The organism is Telluria sp. AZSoR62 (genome assembly GCF_058111565.1).
Genome location: NZ_JBYTST010000004.1, coordinates 154,774 through 171,673, shown reverse-complemented (window position 1 = coordinate 171,673; position 16,900 = coordinate 154,774). Strand labels below are relative to the sequence as shown.

At 65.9% G+C, this 16,900-nt stretch carries 17 protein-coding genes and 1 tRNA gene; 2 read left to right on the top strand and 16 right to left on the bottom strand.

Annotated features, from left to right (window positions below):
* Nucleotides 1-8: 8 nt before the first annotated feature.
* From AC3XQU_RS08665 to AC3XQU_RS08600, 14 genes are all read right to left on the bottom strand, one after another.
* Complete coding sequence (locus tag AC3XQU_RS08665) at nucleotides 9-479, bottom strand: MaoC family dehydratase (RefSeq protein WP_489873752.1); 471 nt, start codon at nucleotides 477-479, stop codon at nucleotides 9-11.
* Complete coding sequence (locus AC3XQU_RS08660) at nucleotides 476-1,615, bottom strand: acyl-CoA dehydrogenase family protein (protein WP_489873751.1); 1,140 nt, start codon at nucleotides 1,613-1,615, stop codon at nucleotides 476-478. Before AC3XQU_RS08660 ends, AC3XQU_RS08665 begins: the two co-directional genes overlap by 4 nt.
* 10 nt (nucleotides 1,616-1,625) lie before the next feature.
* Nucleotides 1,626-2,828 (bottom strand): acyl-CoA dehydrogenase family protein, encoded by a 1,203-nt coding sequence (locus tag AC3XQU_RS08655; protein ID WP_489873750.1) that lies wholly within the window; start codon nucleotides 2,826-2,828, stop codon nucleotides 1,626-1,628.
* A gap of 131 nt (nucleotides 2,829-2,959) precedes the next feature.
* Nucleotides 2,960-3,649, bottom strand: a complete 690-nt coding sequence (locus tag AC3XQU_RS08650; protein ID WP_489873749.1) for a PEP-CTERM sorting domain-containing protein — start codon at nucleotides 3,647-3,649, stop codon at nucleotides 2,960-2,962.
* Nucleotides 3,650-4,240: 591 nt separating this feature from the next.
* Entirely contained in the window at nucleotides 4,241-6,511 is a 2,271-nt protein-coding gene (locus AC3XQU_RS08645) for a carboxy terminal-processing peptidase (protein WP_489873748.1), read from the bottom strand.
* A gap of 156 nt (nucleotides 6,512-6,667) precedes the next feature.
* A complete protein-coding gene (locus AC3XQU_RS08640) occupies nucleotides 6,668-7,237 on the bottom strand; it encodes a hypothetical protein (protein ID WP_489873747.1) in 570 nt (189 codons plus the stop codon).
* A gap of 18 nt (nucleotides 7,238-7,255) precedes the next feature.
* Nucleotides 7,256-7,807 carry a thymidine kinase gene (locus tag AC3XQU_RS08635; RefSeq protein ID WP_489873746.1) on the bottom strand — a complete coding sequence of 184 codons (552 nt, stop codon included), beginning with the start codon at nucleotides 7,805-7,807 and terminating at the stop codon, nucleotides 7,256-7,258.
* 89 nt (nucleotides 7,808-7,896) lie between these two features.
* The gene (locus AC3XQU_RS08630) at nucleotides 7,897-8,532 is read right to left on the bottom strand and encodes a PEP-CTERM sorting domain-containing protein (RefSeq protein WP_489873745.1); all 636 of its coding nucleotides are present in this window, start codon (nucleotides 8,530-8,532) and stop codon (nucleotides 7,897-7,899) included.
* A gap of 127 nt (nucleotides 8,533-8,659) precedes the next feature.
* On the bottom strand, nucleotides 8,660-9,214 hold the full coding sequence (locus AC3XQU_RS08625; protein ID WP_489873744.1) for a sugar O-acetyltransferase: 555 nt from the start codon (nucleotides 9,212-9,214) through the stop codon (nucleotides 8,660-8,662).
* Between the two features lies 1 nt (nucleotide 9,215).
* Nucleotides 9,216-11,438, bottom strand: a complete 2,223-nt coding sequence (locus tag AC3XQU_RS08620) for a penicillin acylase family protein (protein ID WP_489873743.1) — start codon at nucleotides 11,436-11,438, stop codon at nucleotides 9,216-9,218.
* Between the two features lie 41 nt (nucleotides 11,439-11,479).
* Nucleotides 11,480-12,271, bottom strand: coding sequence for a hypothetical protein (locus AC3XQU_RS08615; RefSeq protein WP_489873742.1), 792 nt, complete (start codon nucleotides 12,269-12,271; stop codon nucleotides 11,480-11,482).
* A 129-nt stretch (nucleotides 12,272-12,400) separates the two neighbouring features.
* Nucleotides 12,401-12,485, bottom strand: a tRNA-Leu gene (locus tag AC3XQU_RS08610).
* A gap of 301 nt (nucleotides 12,486-12,786) precedes the next feature.
* Nucleotides 12,787-12,984, bottom strand: coding sequence for a hypothetical protein (locus tag AC3XQU_RS08605; RefSeq protein WP_489873741.1), 198 nt, complete (start codon nucleotides 12,982-12,984; stop codon nucleotides 12,787-12,789).
* 9 nt (nucleotides 12,985-12,993) lie between these two features.
* Nucleotides 12,994-13,398 (bottom strand): hypothetical protein, encoded by a 405-nt coding sequence (locus AC3XQU_RS08600; protein WP_489873740.1) that lies wholly within the window; start codon nucleotides 13,396-13,398, stop codon nucleotides 12,994-12,996.
* A 112-nt stretch (nucleotides 13,399-13,510) separates the two neighbouring features.
* Between AC3XQU_RS08600 and AC3XQU_RS08595 the strand changes: the two genes are divergently transcribed.
* Nucleotides 13,511-14,182, top strand: a complete 672-nt coding sequence (locus tag AC3XQU_RS08595; protein ID WP_489873739.1) for an SOS response-associated peptidase — start codon at nucleotides 13,511-13,513, stop codon at nucleotides 14,180-14,182.
* 94 nt (nucleotides 14,183-14,276) lie between these two features.
* On the opposite strand, the gene AC3XQU_RS08590 is transcribed toward AC3XQU_RS08595, so the two are convergent.
* Nucleotides 14,277-14,819: a hypothetical protein gene (locus AC3XQU_RS08590; RefSeq protein WP_489873738.1), complete on the bottom strand. Its 543-nt coding sequence runs from the start codon at nucleotides 14,817-14,819 to the stop codon at nucleotides 14,277-14,279.
* A 217-nt stretch (nucleotides 14,820-15,036) separates the two neighbouring features.
* Here AC3XQU_RS08590 and AC3XQU_RS08585 point away from each other — a divergent pair, with 217 nt between their 5' ends.
* The gene (locus tag AC3XQU_RS08585; protein WP_489873737.1) at nucleotides 15,037-15,405 is read left to right on the top strand and encodes an Lcl C-terminal domain-containing protein; all 369 of its coding nucleotides are present in this window, start codon (nucleotides 15,037-15,039) and stop codon (nucleotides 15,403-15,405) included.
* A 25-nt stretch (nucleotides 15,406-15,430) separates the two neighbouring features.
* Here AC3XQU_RS08585 and AC3XQU_RS08580 read toward each other — a convergent pair whose 3' ends face one another.
* Complete coding sequence (locus AC3XQU_RS08580; RefSeq protein WP_489873736.1) at nucleotides 15,431-16,870, bottom strand: M20/M25/M40 family metallo-hydrolase; 1,440 nt, start codon at nucleotides 16,868-16,870, stop codon at nucleotides 15,431-15,433.
* Between the last annotated feature and the right edge of the window lie 30 nt (nucleotides 16,871-16,900).

The window sequence follows — 16,900 nt, the reverse complement described above, 5'->3', positions numbered from 1 at the left end:
CCATGCCGCTAGGCGCCGGCTACCGGACGGCGCCTGAACAGGCCCATGCCGTCGATGGTGCAGATTTGTTCGCCGTGCTGGTTGGTGGCGGTCCAGGTCGACCAGACCACGCCGCGGTCCGGCTTCGAGGCGGAGGCCTTGACCCTGGTCGTCACATAGCGCACGCGCAGGGTGTCGCCGCCGCGTAGCGGCCGGCGCCAGCGCACGCCGTCCAGGCCCGGCGAGCCCATGCTCGCGGCCGAGCCCATCATGCCGTCGACCACCAGCCGCATCATCAGGCTGCAGGTATGCCAGCCGCTGGCGATCACGCCGCCATGGATCGATTCCCCCGCCGCGTCCGGATCGACGTGGAAAGGCTGGGGATCGAAATCGCGCGCGAAGGCGATGATTTCCTCTTCGCTCACGCTGCGCGTGCCGAGGTCGATCTCCTGGCCGACGTAGAAGTCCTCGAAGTAGCGCTGCGGGCCTGCCTGGCTCACGCGGCCTCCTGGAAGCCCGGCTCGGCGATGAAGCGCGCCAGGTGATGGTCGCGGTCGCCCAGGGTCAGGTCGATGGTGCTCAGGCGCTTGAAGTAATGGGACGCCGCCAGCTCGTCGGTCACACCCATGCCGCCGTGCAGCTGCACCGCCTGCTGGCCGATGAAGCGCGCCGCCTCGCCGATCCGGTACTTGGCCGCTGCCACTGTCCGCCGGCGCTCGGCCGCGTCGGTCCCGTCGAGCTTGACGGCCGCCAGCAAGGCCATCGAGCGCGCCTGCTCCAGGTGGATATACATGTCGGCCATGCGGTGCTGCAAGGCCTGGAATTTCCCGATCGGCACGCCGAACTGCTGGCGCGTCTTCAGGTAGTCGAGCGTCGCGTCGAACAGCGCTTCCATCGCACCCAGCGCCTCGAAGCACAGCAGGCCGGCGCCGTAGTCGGCGGCCTGCTCCAGGATCTCCCAGCCCTCCCCCGCCTGGCCGATGACGGCGGAGCAAGGCAGCGTCACGCCGTCGAAGCGCAGGTCGGCACCGCGCAGGCCGTCGAGCATGCGGTAGCCGGCGACCTGCACGCCCGGCACATCGAGCGGCACCGCGAACAGCGTGATGCCCGCCTCGTCGCGCTGGGCGCCGCTGCTGCGCGCCGACACGATCGCGACCCCGGCTTCTGAGCCATGGATCACCGCCTTTTTTTCGCCGCTCAGGCGCCAGCCATCGCCGGCCTGTTCCGCACGGGTAAGGATGTCGCGCAGCTCGTGGCGCGACTGGCGCTCGCCCAGCGCGCAGGCCAGTTTCAGCTCGCCGCCGGCGACCCTTTCCAGCAGGGATCCGTGCGCGCCGCCCAGGGCCAGGAACCGTGCTCCCAGCACGGTGGCGAAATAGGGTTCCACCACCAGGCCGCGGCCGAGTTCGCGCATCACGACGAACATGTCGGCCGCCCCGCCGCTGAAGCCGCCGTGCTGTTCCGGCACCGGCAGCGCCGTCATGCCCAGTTCCACCAGGGTGGCCCAGGCCTGGCTGGAGACGCCCTCGGGCGAGGCGATGATGGCGCGGCGCTGCTCGAAGCTGTAGTCGCGGCCGATCCAGCGCTTGAGCGCGTCGGCGAACTGGACCTGTTCTTCCTTGAGATTGAAGTTCATCTGGTTCTCCTCACAGTCCCAGGATCATCTGGGTGATGATGCCGCGCTGGATTTCGTTCGAGCCCCCGTAGATCGAGGTCTTGCGGTAGTTGAAGTAATACGGCGCGAGCGGCGCGGCATCGTCGTCGCCGGCGATACTGTGTTCGTGCTCGCCGTCGAGATAGGCCGCGTCGAAAGGCAGCGCCATCGGGCCGGCCGCTTCCAGCATCAATTCCGTCAGCATCTGCTGGATGTCGGTGCCGCGCACCTTGAGCACCGAGGCTTCCGGCCCCGGCGCCTTGTGCGCTTGCGCAAGCACCCGCAGCACGGTCATTTCCAGCGCCATCAGCTCGATCTCGAGCGCGCCGACCTTGGCCGCGAACAGCGGATCTTCCAGCAGCGGAAGCCCGTTCTTCTGCTCGCGCCGGGCCAGGCGCTTGAGGAAAGCCAGCTCGCGCTTGCTGCGCCCGACCGCGGCGATGCCGGTGCGCTCGTGGCCGAGCAGGTATTTGGCGTAGGTCCAGCCGCGGTTTTCCTGGCCCACCAGGTTGGCGGCAGGCACGCGCACATTGTCGAAGAAGACTTCGTTCACTTCGTGGTCTTCGTCGAGCATGATGATCGGGCGCACGGTCACGCCGGGCGCATGCATGTCGACCAGCAGGAAGGAAATCCCCTCCTGCTTGCGCACCGAGCTGTCGGTGCGCACCAGGCAGAAGATCATGTCGGCGTGCTGGGCCAGCGTGGTCCAGGTCTTCTGGCCGTTAACGAGGTAGTAGTCGCCCTCCGCATCCGAATGGCGGGTGGCGGTGGTCTTGAGTGAGGCCAGGTCCGAGCCGGCGCCGGGCTCGGAATAGCCCTGGCACCACCAGTCTTCGCAGGACAGGATGCGCGGAAGGAAATACTCTTTCTGGTGCTGGGAGCCGAAGGCCATGATCACCGGGGCGACCATGTCGATCCCGAAGGGCATGATGCGCGGCGTACCGGCGCGGGCACACTCTTCCTCGAAGATATGGCGCTGGAGCGGGGTCCAGCCCGGGCCGCCGAATTCGGCCGGCCAGCCGGGTGCAACCCAACCCTGTGCTGCGAGGATCTTGTGCCAGCGGACGAAGTCGTCCTTGTTCAGGCGCAGGTGCTTGAGCACCTTGGCTTGCAGGTCTTTAGGAAGATGGGAATCGAGGAAGGCGCGGACCTGGTCGCGAAAGGCCAGGTCCTCGTCCGAGTAATGCAGGTCCATGTAGTCTCCTTGTTATTGGGGCGCCCGGAAAAGCACGACCGTTCACAAGGATTGTACCGCAATCAAGCGGAGCGCCAAGCGGAAACATGGCGCTTATGCAGGGCGGGCAGCGCCGCCCTGCGGGAGAACAATTAACGGTTGCGGCGGCGGGCTGCGCCGACACCCAGCATACCTGCCAGCATCAGCGCCAGGCTTGCCGGTTCCGGCACGTCGACTGCATCCGTGCCTGGAATCACGTTCACGCCGTTGCCGTTACCGTTACCGATGCCGACGCCGTTACCTGGAACGGTGACGGTGCCGCCGTTGTTACCCGAAGCACCATTGCCGCCGTTGTTCGCGCCGTTCGAGCCCGAGCCGGTCGAGCCGCTAGGACCGCTGGCTGCGCCGCCGCCCGCGGTTGCACCGCGCGAGACAATTGCCTCCTGGACGACTGCGCCGTCAGCCGAACCGACCAGCGAAACGCCGGTACCCATGGCAGCTGCCATGATGGCCATGTTCGAGCCCAGCAGGTAGTCGCCTTCGATGCCGCGCTTGAAGAACATGGTGGTTTGGCCATTGTCTTGGGCGATCGAGGCCGAAGCCTTACCGTCCAGGATGTCTGCCAGGGAAGCTGCCGACGAGGCGCCGGCCGAGTGGGCAACGCCGCCGATCAGCTTCAGGCCGCCTTCGAGCACGCCGGAGCCGAGGACATCAACCCCGTTGCCGGCTGTCCAGCCGGACAGGAAAGTCGGTGGCGCGGAAGTGCTCGACGAAATCGTATCAGCTTGGGCAGCACCTGCGCTGACCATCAGCGCAGCAATAACGAGGTGACGAATTGTCATGGGATTAACTCCTAAGTTGAGATTCAATTATTTTTCTTACAACGTGGGATTATCCTAACATACATAGAAAAAATACAACAAGACCGGTAACTCAACCGTGCGGGAGGTATGATTGCCAGAATATGCCGCGCTTTGGAGTAGGATTGTTCTTACGAGGATCTTGCCCAGACAACATTTCGCTGCCACACTCATTGCAAATTTTGCAATTTATGACGGCTGGATCTCTGAACTAGCCTTGACTGTCTCTTTTAGGAGGGAAAACGTCATTGCTGAGTTATCTTATTGCAACAATAAGACAGCGGCCGGCGGCCGCTTGTCCTACAAAAAGCAAGGCCGGCTCACGTATCTAACAACATTTTTTTTCGCGCCGGCGCCAACGCACCCCGGCTTTGGTGGGGATGTCAGCCGATAGACCGCTCCCTGGCAGTCAAATGAGGCGGGCCTTGCGCCAACTGGCATGCATCGGCGCGGAGCAGGCCGACCTGTATACCGGGGGGCGACAGCATAGGACAATCGCACCTCAACGAAAAATGGCCGGCCTGCATGCAGGTCCGGCCATTGTTTTAGTGCGCCGGAGAACCGGCGCCGCGATCAGTTACCCCGTGGCGACGCCATGTAAGGCATGGCGCGCGACGCCATGCGGGAGTCGAGGCGCAGCATGCCGACTTCGTCCGCCAGAATGTTGGCAGCCTCTTGCAGCAGGATATCCTTGGCATCCTTGGCCGCCTTTTCCGCGGCCAGCTCGGCTTTCAGGTCGCGCTCGTCGAACTGCAGGCCGTCGTCCTGGCGCGGCGAACCACGCACGGCCACGGTGGTCTTGGCAGGCTTGGTCGGCGCCGGCACCTTGCCGCGCGCTTCCTTGCCTGCCGGACCGAGCGCAGGCTCGTCGGTCGCGTTGCCGCTGCCGCCGGCCAGGCGTGCTTCGCGCAGCTTGGCCCTGGCGTCCTGGGCGTCGCGCTCCTTGCGGCGCACGGCTTCGTTCAGCGAGATGGCGTTTTCCTTGCGCACCTTCATTACCTCGGCAATGTCTTCCTGCAGGAACTGGAATTCCTTGTCCTTGGCGATACGCGCTTCGTGGCGCTTCTGCAGCGGGGCGATCAGTTCCTTCAGGTCGCCGGCGGCGGCGAAGCTGGCCGGCTTGATGGCCACCCACGGCAGCGCATTGTCATAGGACGACTCGCCGAAGCTGTCGGAGTCGGACAGCACCGGCAGCTTGATGTCCGGCGTCACGCCGCGCAGCTGGGTGGTGCCGCCATTGATGCGGAAGAACTGGGCGATGGTCATCTTCAGCTCGCCGTAGCGCACTTTCTCGCCCGGCGAGAAGCGGTCGAGGTCGATCAGGGTCTGGACCGTGCCCTTGCCGAAGCTCGGCTCGCCGATGACGAGGCCGCGGCCGTAATCCTGGATGGCCGCGGCGAAGATTTCCGATGCCGAGGCCGAGCCGCGGTTGATCAGCACGCCCACCGGGCCGTCCCAGGCCAGGCCGGCGCTGGTATCGGATTCGACTTCGACGCGGCCCTGGGCGTCGCGCTGCTGCACCACCGGGCCCTTGTCGATGAACAGGCCGGTCAGCTCGATCGCTTCGGTCAGCGAGCCGCCGCCGTTGTTGCGCAGGTCGATCAGGACGTTGTCGACCTTGTCTTTCTTGAGTTCGCCCAGGATGCGGGACACGTCGCGGGTAGCGCTGCGGAAGTCCTTGTCGCCGCGGCGGCGCGCCTCGAAGTCGAGGTAGAAGGTCGGCAGCGAGATCACGCCGACACGGCGCTTCACGCCGCCATCCTTGACTTCGATGATCGACTTCTTGGCGGCCTGCTCTTCCATACTGATCTTCTTGCGCACCATCGACACGCTCACCGGCTTGGCGTCGGGACCGGCGTCGGCCGGCAGCACGTCGAGGCGCACCGTGGTGCCCTTCTCGCCGCGTACCAGTTGCACCACGTCGTCGATGCGCCAGCCGAGCACGTCGGTCAGGGCGCCGTTGCCCTGGGCCACGCCGGTGATGCGGTCGCCCACCTTCAGCTTGCCCGACAGCGCAGCCGGGCTGCCCGGCACGATCTCGCGGATGATGGTGTATTCGTCGCGCGTCTGCAGCACCGCGCCGATGCCTTCCAGCGACAGGCGCATGGCGATGTCGAAGTTGTCGGCCGAGCGCGGGCCCAGGTAATTGGTGTGCGGCTCGATGGCGGTGGCGTACGCGTTCATGAACATCTGGAACACGTCTTCGTTGTTGAGCTTGCGGATGCGGCCGACGTAGTTGTCGTAGCGCTTGTCGAGCGTCTCGCGGATGCCCTTGTCGTTCTTGCCCGCCAGCTTCAGGCGCAGCCAGTCGTTCTTGACGCGCTTGCGCCACAGGTCGCGGATTTCTTCTTCGGACTTGGCGTAGGGCGCTTTCTCGCGGTCGAGCTGGAGGGTCTCGTCGAGCGTGAAGTCGGGGGTGGTCTTGAGCAGCTGGCGCGCATAGGCCATGCGCTCGGTGAAGCGCTGCTGGTAGAGGTTGTAGATGGCGAACGGAACCGTGAGGTTCTCGTTGTTGATGGCGTCGTCCATCTTGGTGCGCATCGGGGCGAACTGGTCGACGTCGGTCTGCGTGAAGTAGAGTTTTTCGCTGTCCAGCGTCTCGAAGTAGTTGTCGAAGATCTTCTGCGACATCGCGTCGTCCAGCGGCATCGCCTTGTAGTGGTAGCGGCCCAGCACGCGCGACGCCCAGACGGCTGCCTGGGTCTGCTCGGCGAGCGGTTTCATCTGGGTTGCGCCGCCGATCCGGGTCGGCTGGACGGAGGCGGTTTTTTCCGGCTGCGCGGTGACCACATGGGCCGACATGGCGAAGGCCACTGCGGCCATGATCAGATGGTGCTTTTTCATTCGTCGTTTCTCCGAAACGGTTGGTGCCTTTGGCGCGTCCGGCAAGGCATGCCGGTCAGGTCGCCCTTCCAGCCCATTCTACAGGAAGCTGCAAGCGTGCAGAGCCAGCTTGCGTGCATTTGCGGGGCATTCTTAAGGCTGGCATAAGCCAGGTGTTCACCCTTTGACAAGCCCAACCAGGCCGGCGCCGTATTTCATGGCCAGGACGGCAACCAGGATCACCGGAATCCAGGGCCAGGAGCGCGCCGCCAGCCGCCAGTCCACCGGAGAAGGCCAGAACGACAGGAACTGCGGCGCCAGGAACACGGCCAGCAGCAGGTCGACCGGTTCGAAGTGCCAGCCAGGCCGGGTGCGCCACCAGGCCACGGCAAACGGCAGGCCCAGCACCAGCAGGGGCGCCAGCGCGCTCGGCGCCGCGTTATACCAGCGCAGGTTGGCAAAGGTCACCGAACCGAGTTCCCAGTTGTGGCCCTTGCCGGGACGCTTGATGCGGCGCGGCAGCACGCTCAGGCCCACGGGCTCGGCATTGGTGAGCAGGCCCACCGAGAAATGGGCCAGCTCGTGGCACAGCGTGCCGGCCGCGGTGAAAACGAAGAAGAAGGGATGGGCGCCGGAAGCAATCCACAGCAGCAGCGCCAGCGCGGCTGACGGCAGCAGGTAGAGCAGCATGTCGAGGATGCCGCCGCTCGCACAGGCGGAAACCGGCAGCCATGCGGCGCAGCTCACTGCCGGCGGCATCGCGGCCTAGCGCGCGTAGAAGCAGCGGCCGCAGGCCTGGCGGTAGCTTTCGTTGCCGCCAATACTGACCTGCTCGCCTTCGCGGATGCGGCCGCCCTCGGCATCGACGCGGATGTTCATGGTCGCTTTCTTGCCGCAGCTGCAGATGTTCTTGATTTCCTCGATGTCGTCGGCCAGCGCCAGCAGGTAGGCCGAGCCCGGGAAAGGCTCGCCGCGGAAGTCGCTGCGCAAGCCATAGCAGATCACGGGGATGCCGCGCACCTGGGCCACCTGGTGCAGCTGCTGCACCTGCAAGGTGGTCAGGAACTGGGCTTCGTCCACCAGGATGCAGGAGACCGGCTGGGCGGCGGCCAGGAAATCGGTATCGCGCTCGAAGGTATCGACCTCGCGCTGCGGACCCAGGCGCGAGGTGATCAGGCCGACGCCGTAGCGGTTGTCGATCGCTGCCGTGTAGAGCTTGACCGCCTGCCCCTGCTCTTCGTAGTTATGCGCGACCTGCAACAGCGCAGTCGATTTACCGGCGTTCATCGCCGAATACCTGAAATAAAGTTTAGCCACGCCTGCCCCGAATACTGGTGAAAAATTGCCGCTGGTAACGTCGGATTATAGCAAGCCAACAAGCTGCAGCACCAGCATCCGGGGGAGGATCAGCCGCGGCGGCGGCGCGTCAGGAGGCCCAGTACGCCCAGGCCGCCCAGGCCGCCCAGCATCATGGCGTAGGTGCCGGGCTCGGGCACCGCCGCGGCCAGGGTCAGGTTGTTGGCGGTAGGCCAATAGCCTTCACCGAAGGTGCCGACCACCAGGGAATTCAGGGGCGAGGTCGAGACGAAGCCGACGAAACTGCCGGTCTCGCTGTCCGGCAAGACATAGGTAACCGCGGTGCCGTCCAGCGCGGTCAGGATGATGGTCGTGCCGGGGATAAATTGCCCACCCACGTTGCTGCCGAAAAACTCGCCGCCGAGTGCGTGGACCCCGGACGAAAAGTTGCTGAAGACCAGCCGGTCGTAGCCGGAATTGGTCGACAGCCAGCCGTCGCCACCCTCCCCGCCCGCGCCGTACAGGCCCTGGCCAGCCGACACGGTATAGCCGAAGGCGCCTGCGCTGCGGCTCAGCGACGATGGGTAGCCCTGCACCGCCAGGTCGTCATACGTATCGGTGCCGGCGGCGCCGGTGGCCGCCTGGAAGGCGCCATAGTCGGTGTAGACGGCGATCTGGGCATGGGCGGTCGCGGCGCAGCACAGCAGCGCGGCCAGGGTCAGTTGCTTGAAGCGGGTGGTCATCATTGCACTCCGGGGAAAGGGAATCGATTGGAAACGGCGGTCCTGCCGGGTCCAGTAGACTTCAATCTCCAGGGAGTTGCAGTGTTGCTAATCTTGTTTTTCCAGCATCTTGAGCTGGCTAAAAGAAGCGTCAGCTAGTCGCCACGCGCGCCGGGTTGCCGGAAACGGTCGCGCCACACGGGACGTCGTGGGTCACCACGCTGCCCGCACCGATCACGGCGTCGTCGCCGATCGTCACGCCCGGCAAGATGATGGCGCCGCCGCCGATCCAGACATTGCTGCCGATAAGGACCGGCCGCCCGGATTCCACCCCACTGCGGCGCAGCGGCGCGTCCAGCGGATGCTCGGCGGTATAGATCTGCACGGCCGGGCCGATGCGGGTGTCGTCGCCGATGGTAATGCTGGCCACGTCGAGCATGATGCAATTGAAATTGACGAATACCCGGCTGCCCAAGCGAATGTTCCAGCCGTAGTCGCAATGAAATGGCGGGCGCACGATGCTGCCCTCGCCCACCGCTGCCAGGCGTTCGGCCAGCAGGGTGCGCCAGACGGCCACGGGTGCGCCGAGCGCGGCATTGTAGCGGGCCAGCCAGGCCGCATTGGCCGCCTGCTCGCCCACCAGTTCCGGGTCCCCCGCGTGATAGGGCTCCCCGGCCAGCATCTTGTGCCGCTCGCTCATGCGCATCTTATTGCCCCGGGTGATATTTCCGTTCGAGCTGCTTCTCGATGTCTTCCTTGTAGAAGAGCACGTCCTTGAATTCGCCGCGGCTGTACATCTCGGCCTGGTCGGCGAAATGCTTCGAGGCTGGATTGTTGCTGTTGCCGCCGGCCAGGATGCTCCTGGCGCGCACGCGCGGGCCGAACTCGACGACCGCGACGAAACTGTTGCCGCGGTCGCCGTAGATACGCTTGGTCTTTTGTTTGGCCACCATGCCGAACGAGGCCAGCGAACCCCAGTTGGCCGACGCGAAAGCCACCGGCCAGCTCGGCTTGCTGTCGTCGTACTGCTGGTCGACCTCGCCGCTGATGCGCTGGAAGCGGTTGATCTCGCCCCATGGGGTCTGCCAGGTGCCGAAGTCGGCCGTGAGCTTGTTCGAGGCGCGCTGCAGCGCGGCCAGGCGCTCTTCCGCATTCAGGCTGGTGGTAATGAAATCGACGGTCGGCACCCCGGCGGCGCGGGCACGCGTCGCATGCTGGGCGACCATGTCCTGGCCCCAGTAGATTGCGAGCGAGGTCGGCACCGAGGCGACGCCGAAGCGCAGGTCCCAGCCGCGCAGCGCGGCGACCTGGGCGCCGAGCGCGGCCTTGCGCGGGTCGCCCGCCGGCAGCTCCTCGTAGTCCTTCAGTACTTGCGGCACCAGCGGTTCGAAGGCGGTCAGGTGGCTGTCGTAGGCCGCCGCGATCAGGCTGTCCAGCGTAAACCCCTTGGCGTTCCTGAGCACGCGCTCGGCGTGGCGCCCGCGGGCGTTCTCGGGCAGCGACCACATGTAGGCCGGGTAATCCTGGCGCCGCGGGCTGCTCGCGCCCGAAGAGCTGAACGGCCAATTGTTGGTGTTCGAGATATAGCCGCTCGCCGGGTTAAACAGGGTAATCGTCTCGGGAATCGCGTGCAGCCCCATCCATTCGGTCGCGGAGGTGCTGCCGTCGACCGGCTTGTTCCAGTCGAAGCGCGGGTCGCGCTTCGGGATGAAATTGCCGTGGAAGTAGGCGATATTGCCCTGAGCGTCCGCATACACCGTGTTGTTCGAGGAATTGGTGCGCAGCTCCATCGCCTTGTAGAAGGACTGGTAGTCGCGCGCCTTGGTCCGGGTATAGGACTGGGTCAGCGCCTTGAGCGGCTCGTCCATCATCCTGACGGACATCCATTTGCCGCCCTCTTCCCGCACCACCGGGCCATGGTGGGTGAAATAGGCGGTCACCTGCTTGCTCGCCATGGCGCCGCCCGGGGTCTTGTAGGGCAGCGCGATCGTCCTGGCCTGCACCGGCCGCTCCTGCCCGTCGTACCTGTAGAAGAACTTGCCGTCGCGTTCCACGACGGTTTCCAGGTATTCGTCGATGACATCGCCACCGCCCGAAGTATGCATCCAGCCGGTCTTCTCGTTGAAGCCCTGGTAGATGAAGAACTGGCCCCAGGTCACGGCGCCGTAGGCGTTCAGGCCCTGTTCGCTGACCATGTGCACTTCCGGGCGGAAATAGAACGAGGTGTGGGGATTGATCAGCAGCAGCGCCTTGCCCGAGGCCGACAGCTTCGGGGCGATGGCAAAGCCGTTCGAGCCGCGCGGCTCCGCATCCAGGTTGCGGCCGGCCGCGGCGAGCGCCGGCTGCGGGCGCTTGCCGTAGAAGCGCTCCAGGTCCTTCAGGTCGATCGATTCGATGTCGCCGCCGATGCTGCCTTCGCTGAAGCTCAGCGCCATCCAGGGCTCGAAGCGGGTGATCAGCTTCGGTTTTACTTCAGGGTGGGTATGCAGGTAGTAGTTCAGGCCGTCGGCAAAGCCCACCATCAGTTCCTTGAGCCAGGCCGGGCTGGCCGCATACTTGGCCTGCATGTCGGCGGGCGTGATGTACATCTTCATGCGCAGGTCGCGCCAGAGCGCCGGTTCGCCCTCGACCTCGGCCAGGCGCCCCATCGCATTGATGTAATTGAGCTCGACCCGGTTGAAGTCGTCCTCGGCCTGGGCATACAGCAGGCCGAAGACGGCGTCGGCGTCGCGCTTGCCGAACACATGCGGGATGCCCCATTTGTCGCGCATGATCGTCACTCGCGCCGCCGTCTTCTTCCAGCGCGCCAGTTCGGCGCTGTGGGCCGGCCTGGCTGCCGGGCTGGTAGCGGGGGCGGCGCTCGCCGGCAGCGTAGCGCCCAGGACGGCGAAACCGAGGACGGCCGGGACGATCAGGCGGGATGCGGGCATGCGTTGTCTCCTGTAGTGGGATCCTGCGAATCTTCTTCTAGTCAGGCCAGGCCGGCGTGCACCAGGCGCTGCTTGAGCACTTCATTCTCGGTCAGCAAAGTGGCGACACGGTCTTTCAAGGAAGCGACTTCGGCCTTGAGCGCCGCCATCTGGTCGGCCGGATCGAGCGCCACGGTTTCCTTCTTCGGGCGGGTCGCCATCTTCTGCTCGCGCACCTGGCGCGCGGCCTGCTGCAATTCCTTGCGGCCGCCGGCCACGGCGGCGATCTGCATTGCTTCCGGCAGCTGGGCCACGTTGGCGGCGGCATTGATCGAAATGGTGCCGGCGCGCACGGCTTCGCGCAGCTGCGGCGTCGCGGCCTTCTGGATGCGTTCGATCTGGCTGATGGTATTGCTCGACACGCGCGCGGCCTTGGCCACTTCCTCGCGGGTATTCCACGGCGGCGGCGGGCGCGATTCCAGGTCGTCCGCTTCCGGCTGCGGCGGGCTCGAAGCGAGCTGTTCGGCCATGCGGGCGGTGACGATTTCCTTCTTCTTGAGCGCCAGCACGCCGCGCTGGAAGTCCGACACGCTGCGCCGCGCCAGGTGGTTGTCGATCATCCAGAGCATCACGTCGTCGATCGAAGCGAAGCTGTTGTTCTGGACGGTGCGGAATTCGATGCCGTGCTTGCGGCAGATCTCGTAGCGGTTATGCCCGTCGATCAGGGTCTCGCCCCACAGCACCAGCGCGTCGCGGCACCCTTCGGCCAGCAGGCTGCGCTCGAGCGCGGCGTATTCGATGGGGGTCAGCGGGTCGACAAAGGCGCGCAGGTCGTCGTTCAGTGTGATGTTCAATTGGTGTCCTCGTGCTGCGGCGCCGCCAACATGCTGCGCCGTCCGGCATGCTACACCATACGGGCTGGAGGGCCAATCGATGAGCTGGAGGGGTCGCCGGAATCGGCGAAGAAGGAAGAGAAGAGGTGGTGGTGCGGGCAGCCGGAATCGAACCGGCACGCCTCACGGCGGCAGATTTTAAGTCTGATGCGTCTACCAATTTCGCCATGCCCGCGCCGGGCGGGATTGTACTACGGGCGGCAGGCAGGGTGTTAATAGTTGAGCCCGGAATAAGCAAGCCCGCGCCCAGGCTCTGCTTGAACGACGAAAAAAATCCGCCACCCTTTTCAAGGGCAGCGGGAAATAACTCAGTCTGAACTGAGCTGGAGACACACGGAGAGGTAAACTATCCAAAAGAGGATGGAATAGAGATAGGGACGACCGTCCCGCTCTCAAGCTCCGATGTGGCTTACGAATTTGTCAGCCTAATCGCACACGTACGGTGCAATATCCTTGCGAGCAATGCGCCCGCGCGTCTACAAACTGTGCCAGGCCACCGCCAGGCACGCGATCGCTACGAAAAACAGCAGCCCGTAGACGAAGATCCGCATCGACGAGGCCAGCCCGACGACGGCGCGGTTGGCGTCGTCGCTGAGCTTGCCGCGCCGGCGGGCCGCATTGAGCAGCATCGACACCAGTACGAACAGTGTGGCAAGGATCAGCACGACTTTCATGCCAGTCCTCTAGGTGCGCCCGAGCACCAGCGCCAGCGCCACCAGGGCGAACACGCCCGTGACCCCGGTCGCCACGCCCAGCCACAAGAGCCGGCTGCGCGCCAGCTCCATCTTGGCGATCAGCTGGGCGTTCTGGTCGGCCAGGTTGGCGATGATCTCGGACGCCTGCAGCATCTGGTTGCGCAGGTCGGCCAGGGTCGATTCGTTTTTCTCGACGCGCAGCACCAGGGTGCCGAACAGGTTCTCCTCGGGTTCCATGTCCATGACCGGGCCAGGGGCCATGCCCTGCGCACCGCCCGACTTGCGCGCCACCGTATCCCACAGCCTGCGCGCGCCGGTCGCCACCTGGGGCGCCGCATTGATCACTTCGCTCCACGGCACGGTCTTCAAGACGCTCCACCAGCCAGTTGCCATACCGTTTTCTCCCCGTTATCAATTCAGCCACGAGCATACCACTGCGCGCCCGATCGGATCGCACCGGCGCTAGCGTGCCGCATGCCGCGAAGCGCTGCGGTACCATGCCTGCATGTGTGGACGATTTGACCAGAGCCAGACGGCTCGTTACTACGCCAGCGTATTCGGCTGGGCCGACGCAGTCTATGACAGCGAGGCGGCGCCTGCCTGGAACGTTTCCCCCGGCAGCTACCGGCCCGTGATGCATGTGCAGGACGGCGAGCACCGTGTCGACGACGTGTTCTGGAGCTACCGCGCCAAGTGGGCCGAGGGCAAGGTGCCGATCGTCGTCAATGCGCGCATGGACAAGCTGACCAATCGCTACTGGAAGCCGCTGCTCAAGTCCGGCCGCGCGATCGTGCCGGCCGAGGGCTGGTACGAATGGACCGGCGAGAAAGGCGCGAAGCAGCCCTGGCACATCCACCGCAAGGACCGCGCGCCGCTGTTCCTGCTGGCGCTGGCCAATTTCGGCGGCTTCTCCGAGAACCGGGCCGAGGCGGGCTTCGTGCTGGTCACCGACGACACGGCTGACGGCATGCTCGACATCCACGACCGGCGCCCGGTGGTGCTCGATGCGGCCGATGCCGAGCTCTGGCTCGATCCATCGCGCACCCCGGAAGAAGCGCTCGACCTGGCGCGCCGCGCCGCCCTGCCCCCGGACGCGTTCGACTGGTACAAGGTCACCACCGCGGTCAACCGCGCCGGTTCGCAGGATCCGCAGATGGCGTTGCCGCTGCCTGACTAAAAAATTTTTCCAGTTGTAAAAAAAACCGCAGCTTGCCGGCTGCGGTTTCCTTTTGTGCGCCCCGGGATTCCATGCCTTGGGACGGCACGTTTCTTCAGTGCGCGCTCGCAGGCGTGGCCACGCCGGCGGTCGGCATGCCGGTCTCCGGATCGACCGTCGACGGCACGGCTGGCGCCGCCGGGGTCGCCGCTGCGCTTGCGGGCGCTGCAGGAAGGCCCGCTGCGGACGGCGTGTCCGCCGGGGCCTCGTAACCGGTGAGCTTGACGGCGGCAGCCGGCGCGGCGGCCTGGTTGGCGCCGGCCGGCGCGGTGCCTGCTGCCGGAACGGCTGCCGCTGCTACGGCAGCCGCCGGCTGCGCTGCGGTCACCAGCTGCTTGCCCGCGCTGGCAGCCACTGGAGCGGGAGCGGCTTCCGGAGCCGGCACGGGCGCCGCTTCGGCCGGCGTTGCTTCCACCGGATCAAGCGCAGCCAGCTCGGGCGCATCGCCACCGGCCACGCTCGTCACCTCGGCTGCGGTCGCGGTTTGCTCGATGGCAGGTTTGTCGTGGATCTCGCCGCCGCAGGCCGTCATCAGGACGGCCGCGGCACAGCACAGCAAGGTATTAACGCTGGAGCTAGCAGCGTGGCGTAGTTTCATGAAAGTTCCTCGCGTCATCAAGTGAGTGAGTAGCTTTGAGCGCAGGAAACTGCCTAAGTTCAACTTCGTCCGAAAAACTTGCCCGGCATGATAAGCGGCAAGGTAATTTTCCTCATTGAAATTAAGCGCTTGTATGAGCCAGATCGAACAGTGGACGCAACCAAAGGCCGATCCGCACGGTCTTAATGGAACGCTACCAACCACGAGGAAATGTTATATGGGCGAGTTCATGCAAGTGCGGGCCATGCTGCAAGACGGCGAGGCCTATGCGGGTTTGATCCTGGGCAAGGACGACCTTGACTATCACCTGATCCTGCTGCCGGGCGAAGCTGCCGACGTCAGCTGGCCAACGGCGGCCGACTGGGCCGCCGGCCACGGCGGCGCGCTGCCGACGCGGCGCGAGCTGGCGCTGCTGTTCGCCAACCAGCGCGAAGCCTTCGAGCGCAACTGGTACTGGTCCAGCGAGCCGCACGAAACGCGTTCGCAACTGGTCTGGGGCCAGAATTTCGCCAGCGGCATCCAGACCATCTACGGGCGTCCCTACCGGGGCCACGCGCGGGCGGTGCGGCGCATCCCCGTGCCTTGAGGCGGCACGCTTGCCGGCGCCGCGTTCAGTTCACGCCGGGGACGTTCGCGCGGCCGATCGGCTGCTCGATATTCGCCAGGAACCAGGTCGTCGCGGCCATCAGCGCCACATGCCGGCGCAGATGGTCCGGGTCGACCTTGTCCAGCGTGTCGGCCGGGGTGTGGTGATAGTCGAAGTAGCTCGAGGTGTCCAGCAGCGGCGCGAAGCTCGGCACGCCTGCGCGCTCCAGGCCGGACAAGTCGCCGGTCGAGAGCGCATCCTGGCGCTGGAACACGCCCGCGCCGATCGGCAGCAGGGCAGCCTGCAGCGGCGCGAACAGCTTGTTCGACGCAGCCGGCACGCTGGCGCGCAGCCCGAAGGGACGGCCGGCGCCGTTGTCGCTCTCGATGGCGGCGACGTGCTTGTCGACATTGGCCTGCTCGGCCGCCAGGTAGCCGCGCGCGCCGCGGGTGCCGTTTTCTTCGTTCATCCAGGCGATCATGCGGATCGTGCGGCGCGGGCGGTAATCGAGTTTCTTCAGCGTTTCCAGCACGGCCATCGCACTGGCCACGCCCGCGGCATCGTCGTGCGCGCCGGTGGCCAGGTCCCACGAATCGAGGTGGCCCGAGACGATCACGATCTCGTCGGGCTTGTCCGTGCCCGGCAGGTCGGCGATCACGTTGAAGCTGTCGGCGTCGGGCAAGGTTTGCGGGGTCAGCAGCAGGCGCATGCTGACCGGGCCACGCTTGGCCAGCCGGCTCATCAGCATGGCGTCTTCCGCGGTCACGGCCGCGGCCGGGATGCGCGCGCCATCGACCAGCCCGGTGCCGCCGGTGTGCGGCAGGCGGTAGCTGGCGCCGCCGACCGAGCGCACCAGCGCCGCGGCCGCCCCGAGCTCCGCCGCCAGGCGCGGGCCGTCGCGGCGGTAGGCCGAGGCCTGGCCATAGGCCTGCCCGGCCAGGCCGCGGTCGGCCATGTGCTGGTCGAAGGCCACGTCGAACAGCACGATCTTGCCCTTCACCTCGGCGCCGCGTGCCTTGAGTTCGTCGAAACTCCCGACCACCACCACCGGCGCGGTCAAGCCGCCCGCCGGCGTCGCGCCCGAGCCGCCGAGCGCGGTCACCACCACGCGCTGGCTGATGCCGGCCGGGCGCCCCTTGTACTCGACCAGCTCGCCCGTTTCCAGGCCGCGCACCCAGTGCGGCACCTTGATCGGCTGCAGCGTGACCATCGCGCCGAGCTTGCGCATGGCCTCCGCCACCTGGGTCACGGCCGCGGCCGCACCGGCCGAACCGGACAGGCGCGGGCCGATCAGGTCGGTCATGTCCGCCGTGCGTTCCCACGCGTAGTCGCTGGCCATGGCCGTATCGCGAATCTTGGCCAGCGCTGCCGGGTCAATGCCGGGGCTGGCTGCCCAGGCGGAGGGTACGAGCAAGGCGGCGGCGAGGATGGTCAGGACAGGGACACTGCGGATGCGGCGGTTCATGCGTGGAATCCTTGGATAGGGGCAAAGAAT